Annotated in this window: 17 protein-coding genes; all 17 read right to left on the bottom strand. The window is 38.3% G+C overall.

Features of this window, described 5'->3' with window-relative positions:
* On the bottom strand, window positions 1–321 hold a 321-nt coding region (locus tag GPLA_RS12120; protein ID WP_040514645.1), incomplete at its 3' end, for a hypothetical protein.
* A 4-nt stretch (window positions 322–325) separates the two neighbouring features.
* A complete protein-coding gene (locus tag GPLA_RS12125; protein ID WP_007105210.1) occupies window positions 326–1,555 on the bottom strand; it encodes an oligosaccharide flippase family protein in 1,230 nt (409 codons plus the stop codon).
* Between the two features lie 30 nt (window positions 1,556–1,585).
* Window positions 1,586–2,128 carry an acyltransferase gene (locus GPLA_RS24250; protein WP_007105211.1) on the bottom strand — a complete coding sequence of 181 codons (543 nt, stop codon included), beginning with the start codon at window positions 2,126–2,128 and terminating at the stop codon, window positions 1,586–1,588.
* Between the two features lie 5 nt (window positions 2,129–2,133).
* A complete protein-coding gene (locus GPLA_RS12135; protein WP_007105212.1) occupies window positions 2,134–2,904 on the bottom strand; it encodes a HisA/HisF-related TIM barrel protein in 771 nt (256 codons plus the stop codon).
* Window positions 2,904–3,515, bottom strand: a complete 612-nt coding sequence (hisH, locus tag GPLA_RS12140) for an imidazole glycerol phosphate synthase subunit HisH (RefSeq protein ID WP_007105213.1) — start codon at window positions 3,513–3,515, stop codon at window positions 2,904–2,906. The genes GPLA_RS12135 and hisH overlap by 1 nt, the downstream gene beginning before the upstream one ends.
* The gene (locus GPLA_RS12145; protein WP_007105214.1) at window positions 3,512–4,657 is read right to left on the bottom strand and encodes an N-acetyl sugar amidotransferase; all 1,146 of its coding nucleotides are present in this window, start codon (window positions 4,655–4,657) and stop codon (window positions 3,512–3,514) included. Before GPLA_RS12145 ends, hisH begins: the two co-directional genes overlap by 4 nt.
* Window positions 4,658–4,674: 17 nt before the next feature.
* Window positions 4,675–5,445 carry an oxidoreductase gene (locus tag GPLA_RS12150; RefSeq protein ID WP_007105215.1) on the bottom strand — a complete coding sequence of 257 codons (771 nt, stop codon included), beginning with the start codon at window positions 5,443–5,445 and terminating at the stop codon, window positions 4,675–4,677.
* The gene (locus GPLA_RS12155; RefSeq protein WP_007105216.1) at window positions 5,438–6,133 is read right to left on the bottom strand and encodes an acylneuraminate cytidylyltransferase family protein; all 696 of its coding nucleotides are present in this window, start codon (window positions 6,131–6,133) and stop codon (window positions 5,438–5,440) included. The genes GPLA_RS12150 and GPLA_RS12155 overlap by 8 nt, the downstream gene beginning before the upstream one ends.
* Window positions 6,134–6,141: 8 nt before the next feature.
* The gene (locus tag GPLA_RS12160) at window positions 6,142–7,113 is read right to left on the bottom strand and encodes a Gfo/Idh/MocA family protein (protein ID WP_007105217.1); all 972 of its coding nucleotides are present in this window, start codon (window positions 7,111–7,113) and stop codon (window positions 6,142–6,144) included.
* Entirely contained in the window at window positions 7,110–8,165 is a 1,056-nt protein-coding gene (locus GPLA_RS12165; protein WP_007105218.1) for a nucleotidyltransferase family protein, read from the bottom strand. Before GPLA_RS12165 ends, GPLA_RS12160 begins: the two co-directional genes overlap by 4 nt.
* Before the next feature lies 1 nt (window position 8,166).
* Complete coding sequence (locus tag GPLA_RS12170) at window positions 8,167–8,808, bottom strand: acetyltransferase (RefSeq protein ID WP_007105219.1); 642 nt, start codon at window positions 8,806–8,808, stop codon at window positions 8,167–8,169.
* Entirely contained in the window at window positions 8,801–9,874 is a 1,074-nt protein-coding gene (gene neuB, locus GPLA_RS12175; RefSeq protein ID WP_007105220.1) for an N-acetylneuraminate synthase, read from the bottom strand. Before neuB ends, GPLA_RS12170 begins: the two co-directional genes overlap by 8 nt.
* Window positions 9,871–11,037, bottom strand: coding sequence for a UDP-N-acetylglucosamine 2-epimerase (gene neuC, locus GPLA_RS12180; protein ID WP_007105221.1), 1,167 nt, complete (start codon window positions 11,035–11,037; stop codon window positions 9,871–9,873). Before neuC ends, neuB begins: the two co-directional genes overlap by 4 nt.
* Window position 11,038: 1 nt before the next feature.
* Entirely contained in the window at window positions 11,039–12,184 is a 1,146-nt protein-coding gene (locus GPLA_RS12185) for a LegC family aminotransferase (RefSeq protein WP_007105222.1), read from the bottom strand.
* Between the two features lie 2 nt (window positions 12,185–12,186).
* Window positions 12,187–13,377, bottom strand: a complete 1,191-nt coding sequence (locus tag GPLA_RS12190; protein ID WP_007105223.1) for a UDP-N-acetylglucosamine 4,6-dehydratase — start codon at window positions 13,375–13,377, stop codon at window positions 12,187–12,189.
* 15 nt (window positions 13,378–13,392) lie between these two features.
* Window positions 13,393–14,394, bottom strand: a complete 1,002-nt coding sequence (locus tag GPLA_RS12195) for a Wzz/FepE/Etk N-terminal domain-containing protein (RefSeq protein ID WP_007105224.1) — start codon at window positions 14,392–14,394, stop codon at window positions 13,393–13,395.
* Window positions 14,395–14,424: 30 nt separating this feature from the next.
* On the bottom strand, window positions 14,425–17,199 hold the full coding sequence (locus GPLA_RS12200; protein WP_007105225.1) for an SLBB domain-containing protein: 2,775 nt from the start codon (window positions 17,197–17,199) through the stop codon (window positions 14,425–14,427).
* Window positions 17,200–17,239 lie beyond the last annotated feature (40 nt).

Below are 17,239 nucleotides of genomic sequence, written 5' to 3' on the forward strand. Positions count from 1 at the left end.
TGTAGACAAATTTTCAAATTTGCTATATGTTAATGCTAAATGGGTGTAGATATTTTCAATACTTGCCACATAGACAGAATTAAATTTCTTACCTTTGAACATTTTTTTCATCTCTAAAAAATAGCGAGGAAATCTAGTAACGCAGACATAAAAATTAGCTTTAGCCGCTTTGGTTGCTAATTTCTGATAGTAGTTTTTTTGCGTTATGTTATCTACATGCGTAAAGTAAAATACTTCATATTCTTTTATCTTTTTAGTCTCAATTACTCTTAATGCTATTTTTGCTTGAAGCGGCGTATGACAAATAAAAAGATCCATCATTAATTTACCTTTGATTTAATTTAGTTTTTAAAAAAAATTTCCAACAATAGAAATATACCAATGTAAAGGTAAGTAGATTTGTCAAAAATAGCGCACTAGCCATATAAATCATTTGCTTTTGACCAATAGTGAAAAGTAATGAAATGTGCAACGCAGCGGAGGTAACAGTGCTTAACGATACAACGCCTGTTTTTCCATGAAAGAATAAATAGTTCACTGAAATATAATATGGCATTGTCATACCGATACCTAATAAGAAGATACAAGTGTATATTTTTGATTCAGCAAATTCATCTCCCAAAAATATTAAATATAAGCTTTCGGGTACGATAAAGGCAATTAATGCAGGTATAGGGACTAAAAATAAAGATAACTTGACCCATCGGCTTACATTTAGAAAGTTTATGCTGCCGGCTTTTAAGCCTTCATAGTAGTAAGGTATCGTAGCTTTATTGGCAGCCATTAACAGGATAGCTAGTATGGAAGCAACTTGGAAGCCTGCAGCATATATACCGAGCTCACCATCACTATAGGTATCGTAAACGAATACACGATCGAGCTGCCCCTTAGAGAAAAGACTCAAATTATGAATAATAAGTGGTGCACCAAACGAAAAAAGATAAAAGAATGAAATTTTAATCGAGCGTAAGTTTATCTTAACTTTCCGAAAACTATCGAGGGCGCCACCCGGCACTAACATCACTGAAAATGCAATAGTCAAAACCTGAGACAAAATAACAATGTAAATTCGACCAATTGCTGATGGATTGAAAAACTCAAATAGTAAAACAGTGAAAATAACGGACAGGAAGCTATTGAAAAACTGAATAGCTAAATATTCTTTTACTTTTCTTTGCATCTGCCTAAATGTCAGCTGATTCGCAATGAGACTTTGTGTATAAGCACAAAATGAACAAGCAAAAAGTATCTCACTAGAAAAAATGTAAGATATAAAACAACTAAAGAGAAATATTACTGATGAATAAAGTATGCCACTAAAATTAATTAACCCAATGGCTCTTTTGCCATACACGTAATAATATCTTGAAATTGCGCCATCTTGATTTAGACCAACAGCAATAAACAGCAATGCAATTATTACCTGATAAAGAGTTAGATCCCCAAACCCACTTGGTCCAAGCGTTCTAGTTAAATATGGTAAAAGAAGAAATGGCATTGCTTTAGCCAACAATTCTCCAATAAGGTATAACATGCTATCTTTGAAAATGACCATACCTCTTAGATTTGAGTAACTATAATAATGCTAATTTATTTTAGATATAACTTTTGCTGGACTTCCAACAGCTATGGAGTAGTCAGGTATTGACTTTGTCACTATACTACCAGCTCCAATAACTGCGTTGACGCCAATAGTTACACCAGGAAGAATAATAGAGTTAGCACCTATCCATGCTCCATTTCTTACTGTTATTCCAACGGAAGGATAATAACCCTGCTGAATAAGCGGAACATCCCGCCGGTCGAACTTATGGTTATTCACGTAAAAATGAACACCAGCCCCCATCATAACGTCATCTTCGACAACAATTTCAGCGAACTCGTCAGCAAAAAACATCGCAGAAGGTCGAACAACAACATTTTTACCAAGGGAAATGTTTGAACAGTGAACTGCATAAGCACCGGCTCGAAAATCCGCATTTTCTCCAAAGTATTTAAACTTCATTTTACAGATCTTTAACATCGACGATTTGAAATGTAATTTCCAATGACTAAATGGCATATCAGGGCCAATACGATCAGCAGAATTACAGAAGATAATTTTTTTATAGATTTCTAATAACAACACAGATGCTATTCCCAGTGAGCCAAATTAGCACCATGCTCTAGCATATAGCTCCGAGCATTTGGCAAACCATTACCAATGAAATTAAAAAGGTTCGCAGTCGTGACAGCAGATACTCCGTCAACAGCAAGTCCTGAACTAAGATGACGTTCATTTCCAGCTCCACCCATTACAATAAATGGCATATTTACTGATTTTGCATATTTCTCTATATTATCTATATCATAACCAAAACCAGTACCATCTTTATCTATAGAGTTAAAAAGGATCTCTCCAACACCTAAATTTTCTAGATGTAGCAAGTAATTTTCTAAACAAACTGGGATCGCAGTTCTACCATCATGAATATGAACAATCGGTTCACCATCTATAATTTTGTAGTCTACAGACGCAACAAGACTCTGAGCCCCATATCTATTAATAATTTCCAATGCTAAGTCAGGGTTATCAAATAGAGGTGAATTAAGTATCACTTTGTCAGCGCCGCTTTTGAAAAAAAGCTCCGCATCCTCTATTTTTCGGATACCTCCGCCCGCGGTTACTGGTATGAAAACGTCTTCAACTAAGCGGGAAACTACCGCTGCAAACTTTTCGATATCCTTTGTATCCCTAGTTGCATCAACCACTAATAATTCATCAAGGGAAAATGATATTTTTTGAAATTTATAATTTTTTTCTAGCCAGTTTATATCGCCTACACGTTGCAGCCGGAAATTCCTACTCTGCATAAAAATACCGTTATTATAAATCAGTCCAAAAATAAGTCTGTCTCGCAACATCAGAATAACTCTACAAAGTTTTTTAATAAATGAAGGCCATTAGTTTGGCTAAGCTCAGGATGAAATTGTACGCCTGCGATATTGTCGATTTCAAAACTCGCAACAAATTCTTCACCGTAGATGCAAGTTGTCACACCGATATCCGCGTTTGAAGTCATTCTGAAGCTATGGGTAAAATAATAATCAGGATTAGCATGAAGAGCAGAGTAAAGTCTGCTATTGGTGCATGGAGTAACTTGATTATATCCAACGTGAGGTACTTTTAGGTCTTTGCGCACGAATGATTCTACCACACCATTAATCAAACCTAGCCCGGTATTATGGGCAGTTTCTGTACTTGATTGCCCCATCAACTGCATGCCCAGACAGATTCCAAGTATTGGCTTTTTTTCATCCAAAACTAACTGTCGAATGCTAGATGTCAATTGAAGTTCGTTTATTTTGCTCATTGCTCTAGCATAGTTTCCTACTCCGGGCAATATAAGTTTATCTGCCCGTTGTAGTACAGAAAACTCATTCGATAATTCAATATCGTAGAATCCTAAGTAACGAAGTGCACTCGTAACCGACTTAAGGTTTCCCATACCATAATCAACAATAACTAATTTCATACTTCGAAAGCTACACCTACCGTAAATTTAGGCTCCCAAATACCATCAATTTTTTCAAACAGGTCTTTGTTAGCATATTTATCAAGTACTGCATCAAATTCATCTTTAGTCATTTCATAGTAATCAAGATATAAATCCAAAAACTCATGGGGATATTGATTATCATATGCCATTACTAAGTTAAGCCCTTGCTCTCTTGTCATTGCACCTCGTCTAATTTCAATACCAGCGTCTTGAGTCGCTCGACCAAAACCAAATTTTAGATACATTAAGTATGCGTGCAATGAATATAGCGCTTGGTCATTTTGTGAGAAATTAGTGAATGTTCCAGCTGTCCCTTCTTCTTTTTCTTTCAAACCACAGTGATCTTTCGCCACAACATAATTCCTATATGAATCCCAAGCTTCATAATAAGACCAATGAGTAAAAGCTAAATCATTACTTGAAACTTGCTCTTCAGTAGGAAATTGCCAAAATGCTAAATCGCCTTCCTTGACTTCTTCATCAGCTAGCACACTTTCAAAAACTTTATCATAGCCTCCTTCGAAGTATACTCGTTTCATATATTCAATATTGTATAGAGGGTTATGTTTGCTTTCTGTTGAACCGCCATATTCAACTTCACCATCTTCACCATAAAAAATCAGAGGTATGTTGAAATTCATTGCCGTTTGTATTACCGCTGTTTTAATAGCAATTAGCCAGCCGTAATAAGGGAAACCTTTTTCTATAAAGCCAAGTCTGTTTAGCTTTTGCATTACTTTCGCATTAGGGGATATATGAATATGATTAAAACCAGATTCAATAAAGTTTTGTAGGTTTTCATCACCCAACTCTAACGAGAGGGCTGGGCGAACGGTAATAGCGAGCGGATTCATACCATATTTTTTTTTCAGAGTATAAGCTACATATGAACCATCTTTACCACCACTAACAGGTACTACACAATCGAAACCGCTACCGTTGCTTGAACGGTATTTATCTAATAAATCAGAGAGTTCGTCTTGACGCGGTGACCAGTCTAATTTCTTCTTTTCTTCTGTCCATATACAGGCATTACATCGACCTTTTTCATCAAACGTAATCCTTGGCCTAGTTGACATATTCAAACACGAACTACACCAAAAAACACTTTCACTCATTTAAACTCTCCTGATATTTATAAACTAAAACCATCATCTACTATGATATTTTGTCCAGTAACAAATTTTGACATTGTCGATAATAGAAATATGATGCTACCTATAACATCATTCCCATCTAACATTCCCTCACCATTCGTTAATGCTTTATACGCATTTAAGAATGACTCAGGTTGATTATCAAAAATACCACCTGGACTTACGCTATTAACTCTAAATAGGCTATTGTTAACGTATTTAATAGCGTATTTACTTAAATGAAGCATCGCTGATTTAATCGCTGCATATTCCACTGGCATAGTCATCGCTGTATTATCATATATTTCGAACTTCGGGGGAATGACACCGTAAATAGAAGATATATTTACTAACGAAAAAGGCTTTTCATTTAATTTAAAGTATTTTGCACACTGCTGAGTAAACAAAAAAGCGCTTCCTAGGTGAAGTGACAGGTTTTCATTAAAGTCAGATATTTTAACGTCGAAAAAATGAGCGCCGTACGCCTTATTACGAGGATAAGTGCAATTAACAGCTCCCGTGATTTCAATACCACTTTCAAAAAAATTGATTACATCTTCTTCAACTGTAATATCTAAGCTAGAACAACTAAGATTTAAGTTAGTTAAATCAACACCTTTTTTTGATAAACTCGCTTGTAAATTATCTGAAGATAGATCTACTGCGATAACATTTGCACCTTGCTCGAGAGCATGTTTAGTAATTTGAGTCCCTAACAATCCAGCGGCACCAATAACTAAAATACTCTCTCCTACTAATAAATTATTCATTTTTTATTCCGCAAACAATCGCTTCAGCGAATAGAAAATCATAGATATCGTCGATATCAACAGCCCTTTCTTTAGGTACAACAACACTAGTGACTCTCCCTGAAAACAAGCTATCATTATCTTTAATAAACTTTGGGGTGGCAATATAAGCTACAGTTGTAATATCGAAAACATCAGGAGCATCTTGTCTTCGAGTTACAGCTCCCTCAGGTTTAATAACTAATTCACAAGTTTCATCATCTAAAACTTTAACCATATTAAAATAGGGGCTTCTTGACGCAGGAGTAACTGAAATACATATATCAGCTAAACTGCTTCTTAGTTTAGCAATTGCACCCTCTACATCAGAAACATTACGAAGGGGGCTTGTAGCAGGTAAACTGACAAAGTATTGAAATTTTCCATAATGACTTTCTACCCATTCAATACCATGTCTCCATGAAAGCCATTCGGGACTCGTATCACTAGCGAGCTCTATAGGTCGTTCTATAATAACAGCTCCTGCTTGGCGACCAATTTCTGCGATGGCTGTATCATCGGTGGAGACAAACACTTCATCAATGGAAGGGCATTTTTTAGCGGTTTCTATAGAGTAATGAATCAACGGCTTACCTGCTAGTGCTCTAATATTCTTACCCGGTAGGCCTTTTGAACCCCCTCGAGCAAAAATAAATGCAAAATTTTTCATTTATTATCTCAATTATTACTGGCTTGCTGTTTGATTTCATCAATTAGTGAAACAGTTCTTATAGCTTCAATAAACTTAATACAGGTATGTTTGTTTTTTTCTATCATTTGCACAAAATCGACGATCATCGCCAAATACATTTGGTTCTTATCCCACTTTGGATTGCTATATAGTACAGATGTTTCTGCCGCCGTAATCAAAGTCAGTTTATTTAATATCAGATCCCAGTCAATACGGCCTTCACTGCCAACAAAGCTGCACTTCCTATGAGCTTTGCGTTGTAAAAAATCCAAATGTATCGTAGCTACAGCCCCTGATTCAGTTAATGTGATAATGTCAACCATATCTTCAACATCTAAAGCTAATTCTTCTGAAGTGCGTAATATAGTATGTTTTACATGTAATGGTCCCAACAACCACTGCGCATAATCTAATTCGTGACTGAGTTCAAATAAAGCACCACCACCTAATATCTTTTTGGCAGAAACGCTATCTCGATAGCTTTTATTGGGACGCCAATCAGGTAGATATTGTCCAATCTCAATATGCGCGTTATAGAGCGTACCAATTATGTTCTGCCCCAACAAAATCTTGAGTTTCTGTGCTGACGGCAAGTACCTCAAGCAATACCCAATTGATACAGGAGTTTGATGTAATTCAATTGCTTTGTTAATTTCTTTTGCATCTTCTACTGATGTTGTCACTGGCTTTTCAATTAACGTTGGAATACCCGCTTCAATAAAAGGGATAGAATGTTGCGCATGAAAAGGCGCGGGCGAAGCGACAATCACTAATTCAATTTGCGCTTGAATTAGCTCTTCAATACTCGTTGCAATGCCATCACATTCACTAATATTTTCTTTTGGAATACGCCCGCTTGCAGACATTACAAATAGTTCAACATTTGGAAACAAAAATTTCAAATTATGACGGTGACGAGTAGCGATATTGCCTAAACCAATTACGGCAACTTTTTTCATTTCTGGGTAATTCCCAACGTCTTAATATCAATTTGAGCACGGTTAAAGTCATCCATTCGCCCAATATCTAACCAGTACTCATAGAATGGGAACATAAGCACACTTTGACCTAAATACCTTTCCAAAAGTGTAGGCATATCGACTACTTCGTTATTATTAACTTGTTCAATAATTTTTCGACTAACTACATATATTCCGGCATTTACATGAAAGCGCTGTATAGGCTTCTCGACCATACTTTTGATGTTATTTCCTTCACTTTCGATTACGCCGAACGGCACTTGATATTCATATTCACGAACGCACATGGTTGCATAGGCACTATTTTCATTATGGAAGGCAAGCAAAGCTTCTAAATTAACTTTTGTTAGTACATCGCCGTTCATCATAATTACAGGAAGTTCAGGTAAATCTTTAGGCAGTAAACCTAAAGCCCCACCAGTGCCAAGAGGCTGTTCTTCATGTACATAGTTAATTGACACCCCCCATTTAGTACCATCACCAAAATACTCATGGATCATCTCAGGTAAATAATGAGTTGAAATATAAAAATCGTGAAAACCTGATTTTATAAAACTTAACAGTACGGTTTCTAATATTGGCTTATCACCCACTTTTAATAATGGTTTAGGGCAGTTATCAGTTAAAGGCTTTAATCTAGTTCCGAAACCACCGGCCATTAAAAATACAGGGTTGTCATATTTAACTTTTTGTGTAATTTGATGAAATGTCTCTAACCCAACCACAATACCGTCATCTAAAATAGGAATAGAATGGAGTTGCTTAATATTCATCAACTCTAAAATTTGACTTTTAGACGTACTACAATCGACAACGGTAGGGGTAGTAGACATAATTTCAGAAATAGAGCGAGATAAAGGAACACCACTAATTAATGCCCTTCGTATATCACCATCTGTTACTGTGCCTAATAGACGATTATCAAGATCAACGACTAACGCAAGTTGCAGAGACTCACTATCAATAACTTTTAGAACGTCTTGTATAGTGCTTAGAGGCAAAACTAGTATTTTTTTCCAATTACTACTCATTTTAAACTATAACCTTTTTGAAAATGCGTGCGGGATAGCAAATTGTATTTTTATCTACATCTTTAGTGATGATGGTTCCCGCTCCGATAACAACATTCTCATTTACATTGATCGACTGAATAACTGAGGAGCCAGTACCAAAATGGACATTCGCTTTAGAGGTAACTTGTCCACTAATCGTAGCGCCTGGCGCGACATGGTTATTGCTTCCTATAGAACAATCATGATCAACTATTGAACCAGAGTTTACGATACTATTGTAACCAACGCTTGCCCCTGTTTGGATAATAGCGCCACGCATTACTTGTGTACCTTCGCCTAAATAGGCATACGCTGACACGTCAGCTTTTTTTGAAACTAGTGTTGCAAAGCTATAGCCTAGTTCTTTATATTTATAATAAAAGTCAGCTCTTAATGTACAGCCTGGTAAAGAGCCAATACCATTGACTAACTCAATCGTTGATTTATCAAACTGTAATACATCTTCATCACACTTAAACCAATTGACATCTGAAAATAATTTTTGATTAGTCGCTGCATAAGGAGATACATAACCAACAATATTAATTCTTTGTTCAATCAATATCTCCAATAGTACTGATGCATGTCCTCCACCACCAATTAACAAAACGCCGTTACTCATTAATTAGATCGCCTAACTGATAGTTATGTTTTGCCTCACAACCAAGTAAACTCCAATAATCAATAGGGTTTTGTCCTGTGCCAGGACGTTTTATAGCTAAGTTATCCGCACTAAAAACAGTTCCTTTCGTAATAACTTGCTCAGCAACAAGACTTTTTCTTGCTACCGATTTATTTTTCACTTCAGATGGCATCGGGCCTTTTAAACCATCACCGAGCGCTAACTCAACATCTCGAATCCCACGAATCATTGCTTCTAATTCATCAGGCTCCAGAGAAGCCTTATGGTCTGGCCCTTCCATGTTTTTATCTAATGTAAAGTGTTTTTCTATTACCTTTGCTCCACGGGCAACTGCGGCAATAGGTATATTGATACCCGCACTATGATCTGAATAACCAATAGCCAGTTTAAACGCACTGGCTATTGTATCCATCGCACGAAGGTTAATATCCCGCAAAGGTGCCGGATATTCTGTCGTACAGTGAAGAATTGTAACTTTTTCCTTTAGCATCTTTTGTCCGAGTTCTGAGTAATATGCTCTTTCAAAAGCTTGAATACTGGGCGTCTCCGTTTTACTCGCGACATAACCGAAGGCTATAACCCCTAATGCTATTTCTATTTCGGCAAGCGTAGCCATTCCTGTAGAAACAATTAAATCACAGCCAGTTTGAGCGTGCTCAAGCACTAGCGGTGCATTAGTCAAATCACCAGAGGGTATTTTTAATCTCGTTAACTTTAAATCATGAACTAAAAATTTTAAACTTTCAGAATCAAATGCCGTAGATAGAAACTCAATCCCTAACTTATTGCAATATTCAACCAACTCCAAATGCAATTCAAAACTTAATTCTAGCCGACTGAGCATATCCAGTTGAGACTCTTTCTTTTGGGTATTAGTTACTTGATAATCAGCTTGTTTTGCATTGGCTGTAACCAACTTAGATGCTTTGAAAGTCTGAAATTTAACTATATCTGCCCCAGCTTTGTAAGCTGCATCAATAAGCTTAAATGCAAGTTCTTCATGTCCGTTATGATTTACACCTGCCTCAGCAATAATTAACGTCATATTATTTTCTCCACATTCAAGTCGTAGAATGATTTAAATGGATTTACTTTTAACTCTTTGAGTAAAGTTACTATTTGACTTGATGCATCACCTTGCCCATAGGGATTTAAAACGACTTCATCGTTAGTTTTATATGTTTTCTTAATCCCAGCAGCGATGGCATTTACAATATCTTTTCTGTAAGGCTTACAATGAATGACGCTCTTTGCAGCTAATCTGCCTTTTTGCCGTATACCTATATCGATAGTTGCAACATCAAAAGAAGGTACTTCGATAATGCCACTTGACGAATTACCAATGACAGCGGATGAATACTTAACTGCACTAAGGTATCTTTTTTGTCCTAGTGACGGGATCGCTAAGACCCTACCAGTATTATCACTAGCGTAATTTTCGAGTAAAGGAATGATACTTCTTCCACCATCATCAGCATTCGGGTAAGTAAGAATAACTTGATACTCAGGAAATTCGTCTAGGCTATCAAGTAGCTCTTTAAAAGAAGATTCAGGCTCTTCACCAGTTAATGTAACAGGATGATATGTCACCACGAAAAACGACTTTCGTAAACGAAACCCGAGTGATTCAGACAGCTCATCAACTGACATGAAGCTGCCGCGATTTAGATGATCTAAGCCGACAGCACCGACATTAAAAACTCGCTCTGGCGCTTCTCCAAGCTGAATGACACGCTGCCGGTATTCTTCTGTTGAGGTACCATGTAAATAACTTAATTTAGTTATTGCATGACGAATTGCATCATCATACGCACCTTCCGTAATTTCGCCACCATGCAAATGGATGATTGGAATGCCCAAAATCATGGCTGTTTGTGCCATAGCTAATGCCTCAAAACGGTCTCCAAGAATGACAATAACATCGGGTTTTTGGCGACTTAAAGCGTCAGTAAAACCAAGAACTCCTAGCCCAATGCTTTTAGCTACTCCTTCTTTGGTATCTGATGACATTAACGTTTCTATCTTTTCACTGATTGTAAAACCGTCTGATTCAATAGACTTGTAAGTTAAACCGAACTCCGGGGATAAATGCATACCTGAGACAATCAATATCAACTCTAATTCGTCATCGTTATCTATGTCTTTTAACAACCAATATAATAAACCGTATTCAGCTCTCGTGCCGGAAAATACACCAACCTTTATCATTTCATGTCCCGATGGGTGAACTAGGTAAGTTCACTAAACGTTTTTCTATAAATTCGGAATAATACAAATCGCCCCGCTTTGAATCAGTAAACATCGGAAGCTTGTGCATTAACTGCCATATAGGTCTTGTCATCACACCAGACTGATTTGTAGCTGTAATCAACTCATCACGAGAGCTTACATCGGGGCAAATAACCGAATTTAACCAAAAATTTGAATGGGCATATGCTGGTTCGTCAACAAACTGAAAATCAGTCCCTTTAAAAAAGGACTTATATTGCATTGCTAAATCACGTTTAGAGACAAGGAACTTTTCTAATGATTCCATTTGGGCACAGCCGAGAGCCGCATTCAAATTTGGCATACGATAATTAAAACCCGGCTCGTCATGGAAAAACTCATAGGGGTGCGGCACTTTGGATGTCGTTGTTACATGTTTAGTCCGCTCTCCCGCTTTAACGGATTTGCACAAGACCATACCACCACCTCCTGTGGTGATTATTTTATTTCCATTAAAACTTAACGCGCCAAATTCACCGACTGTACCGGTATGAACCCCTTTGTAAAAAGAGCCCAAACTTTCCGCTGCATCCTCAATTAATACAAGATTCCATTTATTGCATACCCTGAGGATTTCATCTAGCTCTACTGGGTGCCCAAAGGTATGCATTGGCATCACTGCTCGAATAACTTGCTTTGTATTTGTGTAAACGCATACACCGTCACAATTTAAATTGGCATTGTTTTCGAGGAACTCTGCTAACGCAATAGGAGATAGCCCTAAGCTAGTTTTAGAAACATCTACAAAAACAGGCTCAGCCCCCATATGGTAAAGCGCATTACATGTAGCGACGAAGGTAAGTGATTGCGTTATAACTAAATCGCCCTGTTTAACACCGCTCATATAAAGCGCTGTGTGCAAAGCCGCTGTGCCGTTAACTACAGCTACCGCCTTGGCTGTCCCAGTATATTCCTCTATATCTTTCTCAAAACGTGTTACAAACGCACCAACACTCGAAACAAATGTACTGTTTATGGTTTCGGTAACATATTTATTTTCGTTTCCAGAGAAAGTTGGAGCATGAAGAGGAATAAACTCGTTGGTTCCATATAACTGCTTAATAAAATCAATTAACTTAGTATTCATCGTTACATCTTGCCGTCGAGGTATTTGCCTGTTTCTTTATGGCCAAAATCAGGAAGCATTTTGAAAAATAGATTAACGATGTCTTCTTTAGACCAGCTTTTTTTATATTTCATTGTAGATATCACTGATTCGAATGTTTGTAGCAATTCTTCGTCGAAGCTTTCACCATTCTTGATGATGCCTAAATTATCGAAACGCTCCATATCCAGAATTTCATTATCAGTGAAAAACTCTTCAAAATCCTTCTCCCCCGTAGTGTCACTAGTAGTGAACAAACATGGCCATTTCCCGTGAGCTGGTAACGTGTGGACCAACTCTCTAGCTTCTTCTTCAGAATTACATAGATAGGCTTCATAGCCCAAATCGGATAGGAATTTAACGGCTATATCAGCAAACGAGATGAGATGAAGGGACTCACTCAACTTTGGAAAAAAAATATCGCGGTTCTGACCGAATATACATGACATCAAACACAATTCGCCAGACTCTTGAGGGGTAACGAAATATCGCTTTATATCTTCCGGCGCGACAATAGGTTGTCGCTTCTGAATACGCTGGTTAAAGCCATGTAGTAACGAACCATCTGAAAACGCAACGTTGGCAAATCGAGCCGTTGAAATATCAATTTTCTGACTTCTACGCATCAAAAACATTTCCATAATTCGCTTAGATGCGCCCATCATATTTACCGGATTAGCAGCTTTATCTGTAGAAACACAAAAGTATTTTTTTGTCCCGTTTTCAATCGATTGTTGAATAGTTTTATCAGTATTAAAGATATTTACATCTATCATGCGCATAAGTGTGAAAGGGTCTTTCTCACTTCGGACATGCTTCAACGCAGACAAATTTAGGACATAGTCATATTTACCGTCGGCTTTAATGAAAGCATCATATTCTACCGATCCGATATCGAGCGCAAACGTTTGAAAGTCACCAGTGATATAGCCAAACGAACTTCGAATATCCCGCACCAGCTCTACCATATTGTTTTCGCTGATATCTACCACGTGAAGCTTTTTTGGATTTCGTTTGAATATTTCTTTAGTCACCGCCTGCCCAATTGAGCCTGCTCCACCTAAAACTAAAAACGATGAACTACTTACTATTTCTTCCAGAGACTGTTCAGAAGTCAATAGGTCTTGTAAAAACAGTGCCGATACCCGACCTATTAACGGTAATATATTTGACATGAATAAACTCCAATATTACTTACTATAAGCTTCAAAAGTTTTTCGCAAATGCTTTATCAGAACAAAAAAAACGCTTAATAAAACACCTAGAAATATTCCTAGTAATACAATTAACGCTCTTTTGGGCTTAAATTTTATTTCTGGAACTAAGGCAGGGTCAATCGTTTTAAATACGTACTCGTCACGTACTTCTGCAAACATCAACGTTTTAGCTTGCTCCTCTATTAATTGAAAGAGCAAGGTCTTTTGTTCGACGATATTGGTTTTACCTATTTGCGACTCAAGATAACTAATACTTCGTTCAGCTTCTTTTTTATCACGGAATTTCATTACTAAATTAATATCATTAATTAACCAATCAACCCATTGTTTAGCTATATAAGGTGAGTAGTGCTCTAAACTAATATTCACCATGCCACTGTCTTTCGACTGCTCGACACTAAATAATTTCGTGAACTCAATATTAGCTTCCTGCATAGACGGTTTAGGCTGCCTAGGTGGCTTCATATCTCTTAGCCATTCGTCCTTATCATATGAATAAAGCTCTTCGTCATAGATAATCGTATTACTAGATAAATCCCACCCCTTAGCCGCCATTAAATCGGGTAAAATATTATGTTTTTGCGCAAACCTCGCAAAGAACTCACGAGATTTTAAGATCTCTATTGCCATGCCTGTTTTATCACTTTTGGCACCGCCTAAACTAACACCCGCTAGCGATGCCAAACCACCAAACTGGCCCGCTAAGCCTGCTAAGCCACCTTGTTGCTCAGCATCTGCTGGGGCAAGTAGCGCTTCTGATTTATATATATTGGGTAGGCTTAATGCGTAAAGTACAGAAGCAACCGCGAAAATAGCGGTGACTGTTATAATAATCCATTTACCACTCCAAATTACATTCCACAGTTCTCGCAGGTCAATTTCATCATCGTTATTCTGCGCCTGAAGCATATCAGGTGAGATGGTTACATATTGAACCTTGTCGTTCGTTGAGCTGTTATTTTGTATATCAGTCATATCAATTACTCAAATTTATCGTTTACGATGTTACAGATTGCCAATTGCAATTAATGCAATCGCTGACTGATAAGCTATTTGGGTAATGGTTTGCCATAAACCTAAGCGTTCATAATTTGTGACATCACGCGGTACCACTATAGTGTCGCCCGGCTCAAGTAAGGTTTCTTCTGAGCTAAACCAAAATGAAGATGCAGGGATCGTGACCGAACCATCGGCTTTCACGACATAAACGTCGTCCATATCGGCACGGTCATTTTCGCCGCCCGAATTAGCAATGTATTGCTCAAGTGTTTTGCCATATTTAAACATGTGCGTGGAAGGCACAAATACTTCACCCACCACAGAGACGGATGATGAAATATTGGGCACAAACAATTTATCGCCATCTTTCAAAGACAAATCAGCGGTCGGGTTACCTGCGATTATTTGCGGCATATCGATGACTAAACGACCTACAGGTTCAGCTTCAAGCAATTCATCTAGTATCAATTTCGCTTCTTGATAGTCTATGGTTTTAACATTTTGACTACCAGACAGGTTCGTTGAGGCAATCTGTTGACGTAAATTCTCGACTGATTTGTCTAAATTTTCTTTTTCACGCTCTTTAAGCTCTTCACGGGTAAAGATAACCGCTTTAACGGTCGCTTCATCGGTAAGCCCCCCAGCTCGTTTTATAATTTGCGCTAGCGTTTCACCTTTTTTGATCTGATAAGTACCGGGGAAGACAACTTCACCCAGCAACTCTACTTTTTTATTTTCGTGCCAATCAGGGGTGCGTAATACGTTTAGGGTGTCTTTGCTTTGTAAGGCAATATTGTTGTTGCCTAACATAGAGTCAATTAAATCGATTTGAATATGTTCGATGCGCAGCGCATTGTCGCCGTCTAGCCCAGTGCGCGAAATCTCTGCCTGTTGTAAATAGGCAGACTCTAATAAACCGCCGCCGGCGAGTATTAAATCACGCACGCTGGCGTTTTTCTGCACTGGGTACACACCCGGGAATTTCACTTGACCAGTAATTTCAACTAATTTCAAAGGTGAACTTTGCGTACTTTCTTCTTCTAAACGCTCGATGATTGGCGCTAATAGTTCTTCTCGCGATAAGTATTTGGTTTTCTGCAAAATGAGGTATTTGTCGGTAAAGCTGGCTAAATCTAATTCTTGTAAAAAATTATTACTTCTGTCTTCGTCCTCTTCAGCACCGTTTTTATTGGTGGATTTACGTGAGTTTGACGAATTCGCTTGGTCGCGCAACGTCGTTTTAAATTGTGCATTTTGGCCGTTGCTACCCTGCTGATTGCTGGCACCAGATTGAACTGGAATATTGTTTACATAATTTACATTCTGTTCTTGCTGGTTAGCATTGAAACGAGAGTTATTAAGTCGTTCTGTGAATTCTTTGTTCTTTTTCTCTTCTTCGGCATCGGGATTGACAGGCGTAAAGCGATTAAAAAACACCACTTTATCAAAGGCGTTTAGCGCTGCGTTGTATTCACCTGATAGCACTTTAGCTGGCTCGAATTGCACAATTTCGCTTTGACGGGAAAATTTAGCCCCGCGCATAATTAACGCATAATCAACATCGGTTGTTCCCAGCAAGCTATTACGATCCACTAAGTCAGCCAAGGTCAAGCCTGAGCGCCATTGTGTTAACCCAGGCGTAGAGTACGCCCCCATAATAACGACTGCGTTTGAAAATTCATTGCCTGCGGCAGGTACGTTAATAAAATCGCCAGCTTCTAATTTGAATGAGCGGCCTTGATTATCGCGCATATTAACCGTTTTCACCTGAAAACCGTCGGCTGGGGTGCTTCTTGCTACTTGCAAACTTGATGCCGCAGCCGTGGGCAGCAAACCACCTGCGATATTTAGCATGCTTGCCATGGTATCGTTGTTTTTCGCTTCATATATGGCTGGGCGACGAACGTTGCCGTCCACGCTAACCAGTTTTTTCACTATGGGAATAAATATCACGTCGCCTTGCTGCAAACGCATATCTTTATTGGTATCGCCAAGCACCAATAAATCGTATAAGTCGAATTCAGTCACTGTTTTACCAGCACGCTTCAATTGGATATGACGAAGTGAACCCACATCATTTACCCCGCCGCTGGCAAAAAGCGCGTTGGTAATCGTTGATAATGCGCTGACCGTATAAGCACCCGGTTGATAAGCTTCACCCACCATGTATACCTGTATCGTGCGCAGCTCGCCCATACTGATGTTAGGTGTTACCCCAATAACCTGCTCACTGTAACGTTCAGTTAATTGTTTTTTAAATTCGTTGTAGCTCAAACCCGCCGCATTCATCGGCCCTAAGTCTGGTACTTCAATCACACCTTCATTATTGACCTGTAATTCATGCTGCTCGCTCACTTTACCGAATAATTGAACGCGGATACTGTCGCCAGGGCCCAAAATATAATCCGCAGGCACAGGTAAATTAGAAGGCGGTGCAAAAGATGCGCTTGACGATTTAAACAAATCGTAACCGAATGGTTTTAATTCTTTGCTTTTGTCTTTATTGGCGCTTTGCTCTGCCAAACGGGCAGCAATTTCATCTTCATCAACGTAACGGTTAATCTGAGTTTCGGGCTGAACCTGTACATTACTGCTATTACCACCAGATAAGTTTAAATCAGATAAATCTATACCCATTTGACGCGCTAGCGCTTCCTGTTGTGCCTTGGGCATGCTTTTAAATTGTTCGATTTGCTGAGCAGATGGCGTAACAGCGTTAACTGGCGCGATAAGCATAAACGCAAGCGATGCGAATACCTGAAGTTTTAACTTTCTTAACATACTGCTATCCCTGTGGGTCTCAGAAGGCTGAAATGTGTAC

This window comes from Paraglaciecola polaris LMG 21857 (genome assembly GCF_000315055.1).
Taxonomy (GTDB): Bacteria; Pseudomonadota; Gammaproteobacteria; order Enterobacterales; family Alteromonadaceae; genus Paraglaciecola; species Paraglaciecola polaris.

What these genes read in the sequence shown, in the direction of transcription:
- GPLA_RS12125 (WP_007105210.1), bottom strand. Translation starts at nt 1,555, where the DNA reads ATGGTCATTTTCAAAGATAGCATGTTATACCTTATTGGAGAATTGTTG.
- GPLA_RS12135 (WP_007105212.1), bottom strand. Translation starts at nt 2,904, where the DNA reads ATGTTGCGAGACAGACTTATTTTTGGACTGATTTATAATAACGGTATT.
- hisH (WP_007105213.1), bottom strand. Translation starts at nt 3,515, where the DNA reads ATGAAATTAGTTATTGTTGATTATGGTATGGGAAACCTTAAGTCGGTT.
- GPLA_RS12145 (WP_007105214.1), bottom strand. Translation starts at nt 4,657, where the DNA reads ATGAGTGAAAGTGTTTTTTGGTGTAGTTCGTGTTTGAATATGTCAACT.
- GPLA_RS12150 (WP_007105215.1), bottom strand. Translation starts at nt 5,445, where the DNA reads ATGAATAATTTATTAGTAGGAGAGAGTATTTTAGTTATTGGTGCCGCT.
- GPLA_RS12155 (WP_007105216.1), bottom strand. Translation starts at nt 6,133, where the DNA reads ATGAAAAATTTTGCATTTATTTTTGCTCGAGGGGGTTCAAAAGGCCTA.
- GPLA_RS12160 (WP_007105217.1), bottom strand. Translation starts at nt 7,113, where the DNA reads ATGAAAAAAGTTGCCGTAATTGGTTTAGGCAATATCGCTACTCGTCAC.
- GPLA_RS12165 (WP_007105218.1), bottom strand. Translation starts at nt 8,165, where the DNA reads ATGAGTAGTAATTGGAAAAAAATACTAGTTTTGCCTCTAAGCACTATA.
- GPLA_RS12170 (WP_007105219.1), bottom strand. Translation starts at nt 8,808, where the DNA reads ATGAGTAACGGCGTTTTGTTAATTGGTGGTGGAGGACATGCATCAGTA.
- neuB (WP_007105220.1), bottom strand. Translation starts at nt 9,874, where the DNA reads ATGACGTTAATTATTGCTGAGGCAGGTGTAAATCATAACGGACATGAA.
- neuC (WP_007105221.1), bottom strand. Translation starts at nt 11,037, where the DNA reads ATGATAAAGGTTGGTGTATTTTCCGGCACGAGAGCTGAATACGGTTTA.
- GPLA_RS12185 (WP_007105222.1), bottom strand. Translation starts at nt 12,184, where the DNA reads ATGAATACTAAGTTAATTGATTTTATTAAGCAGTTATATGGAACCAAC.
- GPLA_RS12190 (WP_007105223.1), bottom strand. Translation starts at nt 13,377, where the DNA reads ATGTCAAATATATTACCGTTAATAGGTCGGGTATCGGCACTGTTTTTA.
- GPLA_RS12195 (WP_007105224.1), bottom strand. Translation starts at nt 14,394, where the DNA reads ATGACTGATATACAAAATAACAGCTCAACGAACGACAAGGTTCAATAT.
- GPLA_RS12200 (WP_007105225.1), bottom strand. Translation starts at nt 17,199, where the DNA reads ATGTTAAGAAAGTTAAAACTTCAGGTATTCGCATCGCTTGCGTTTATG.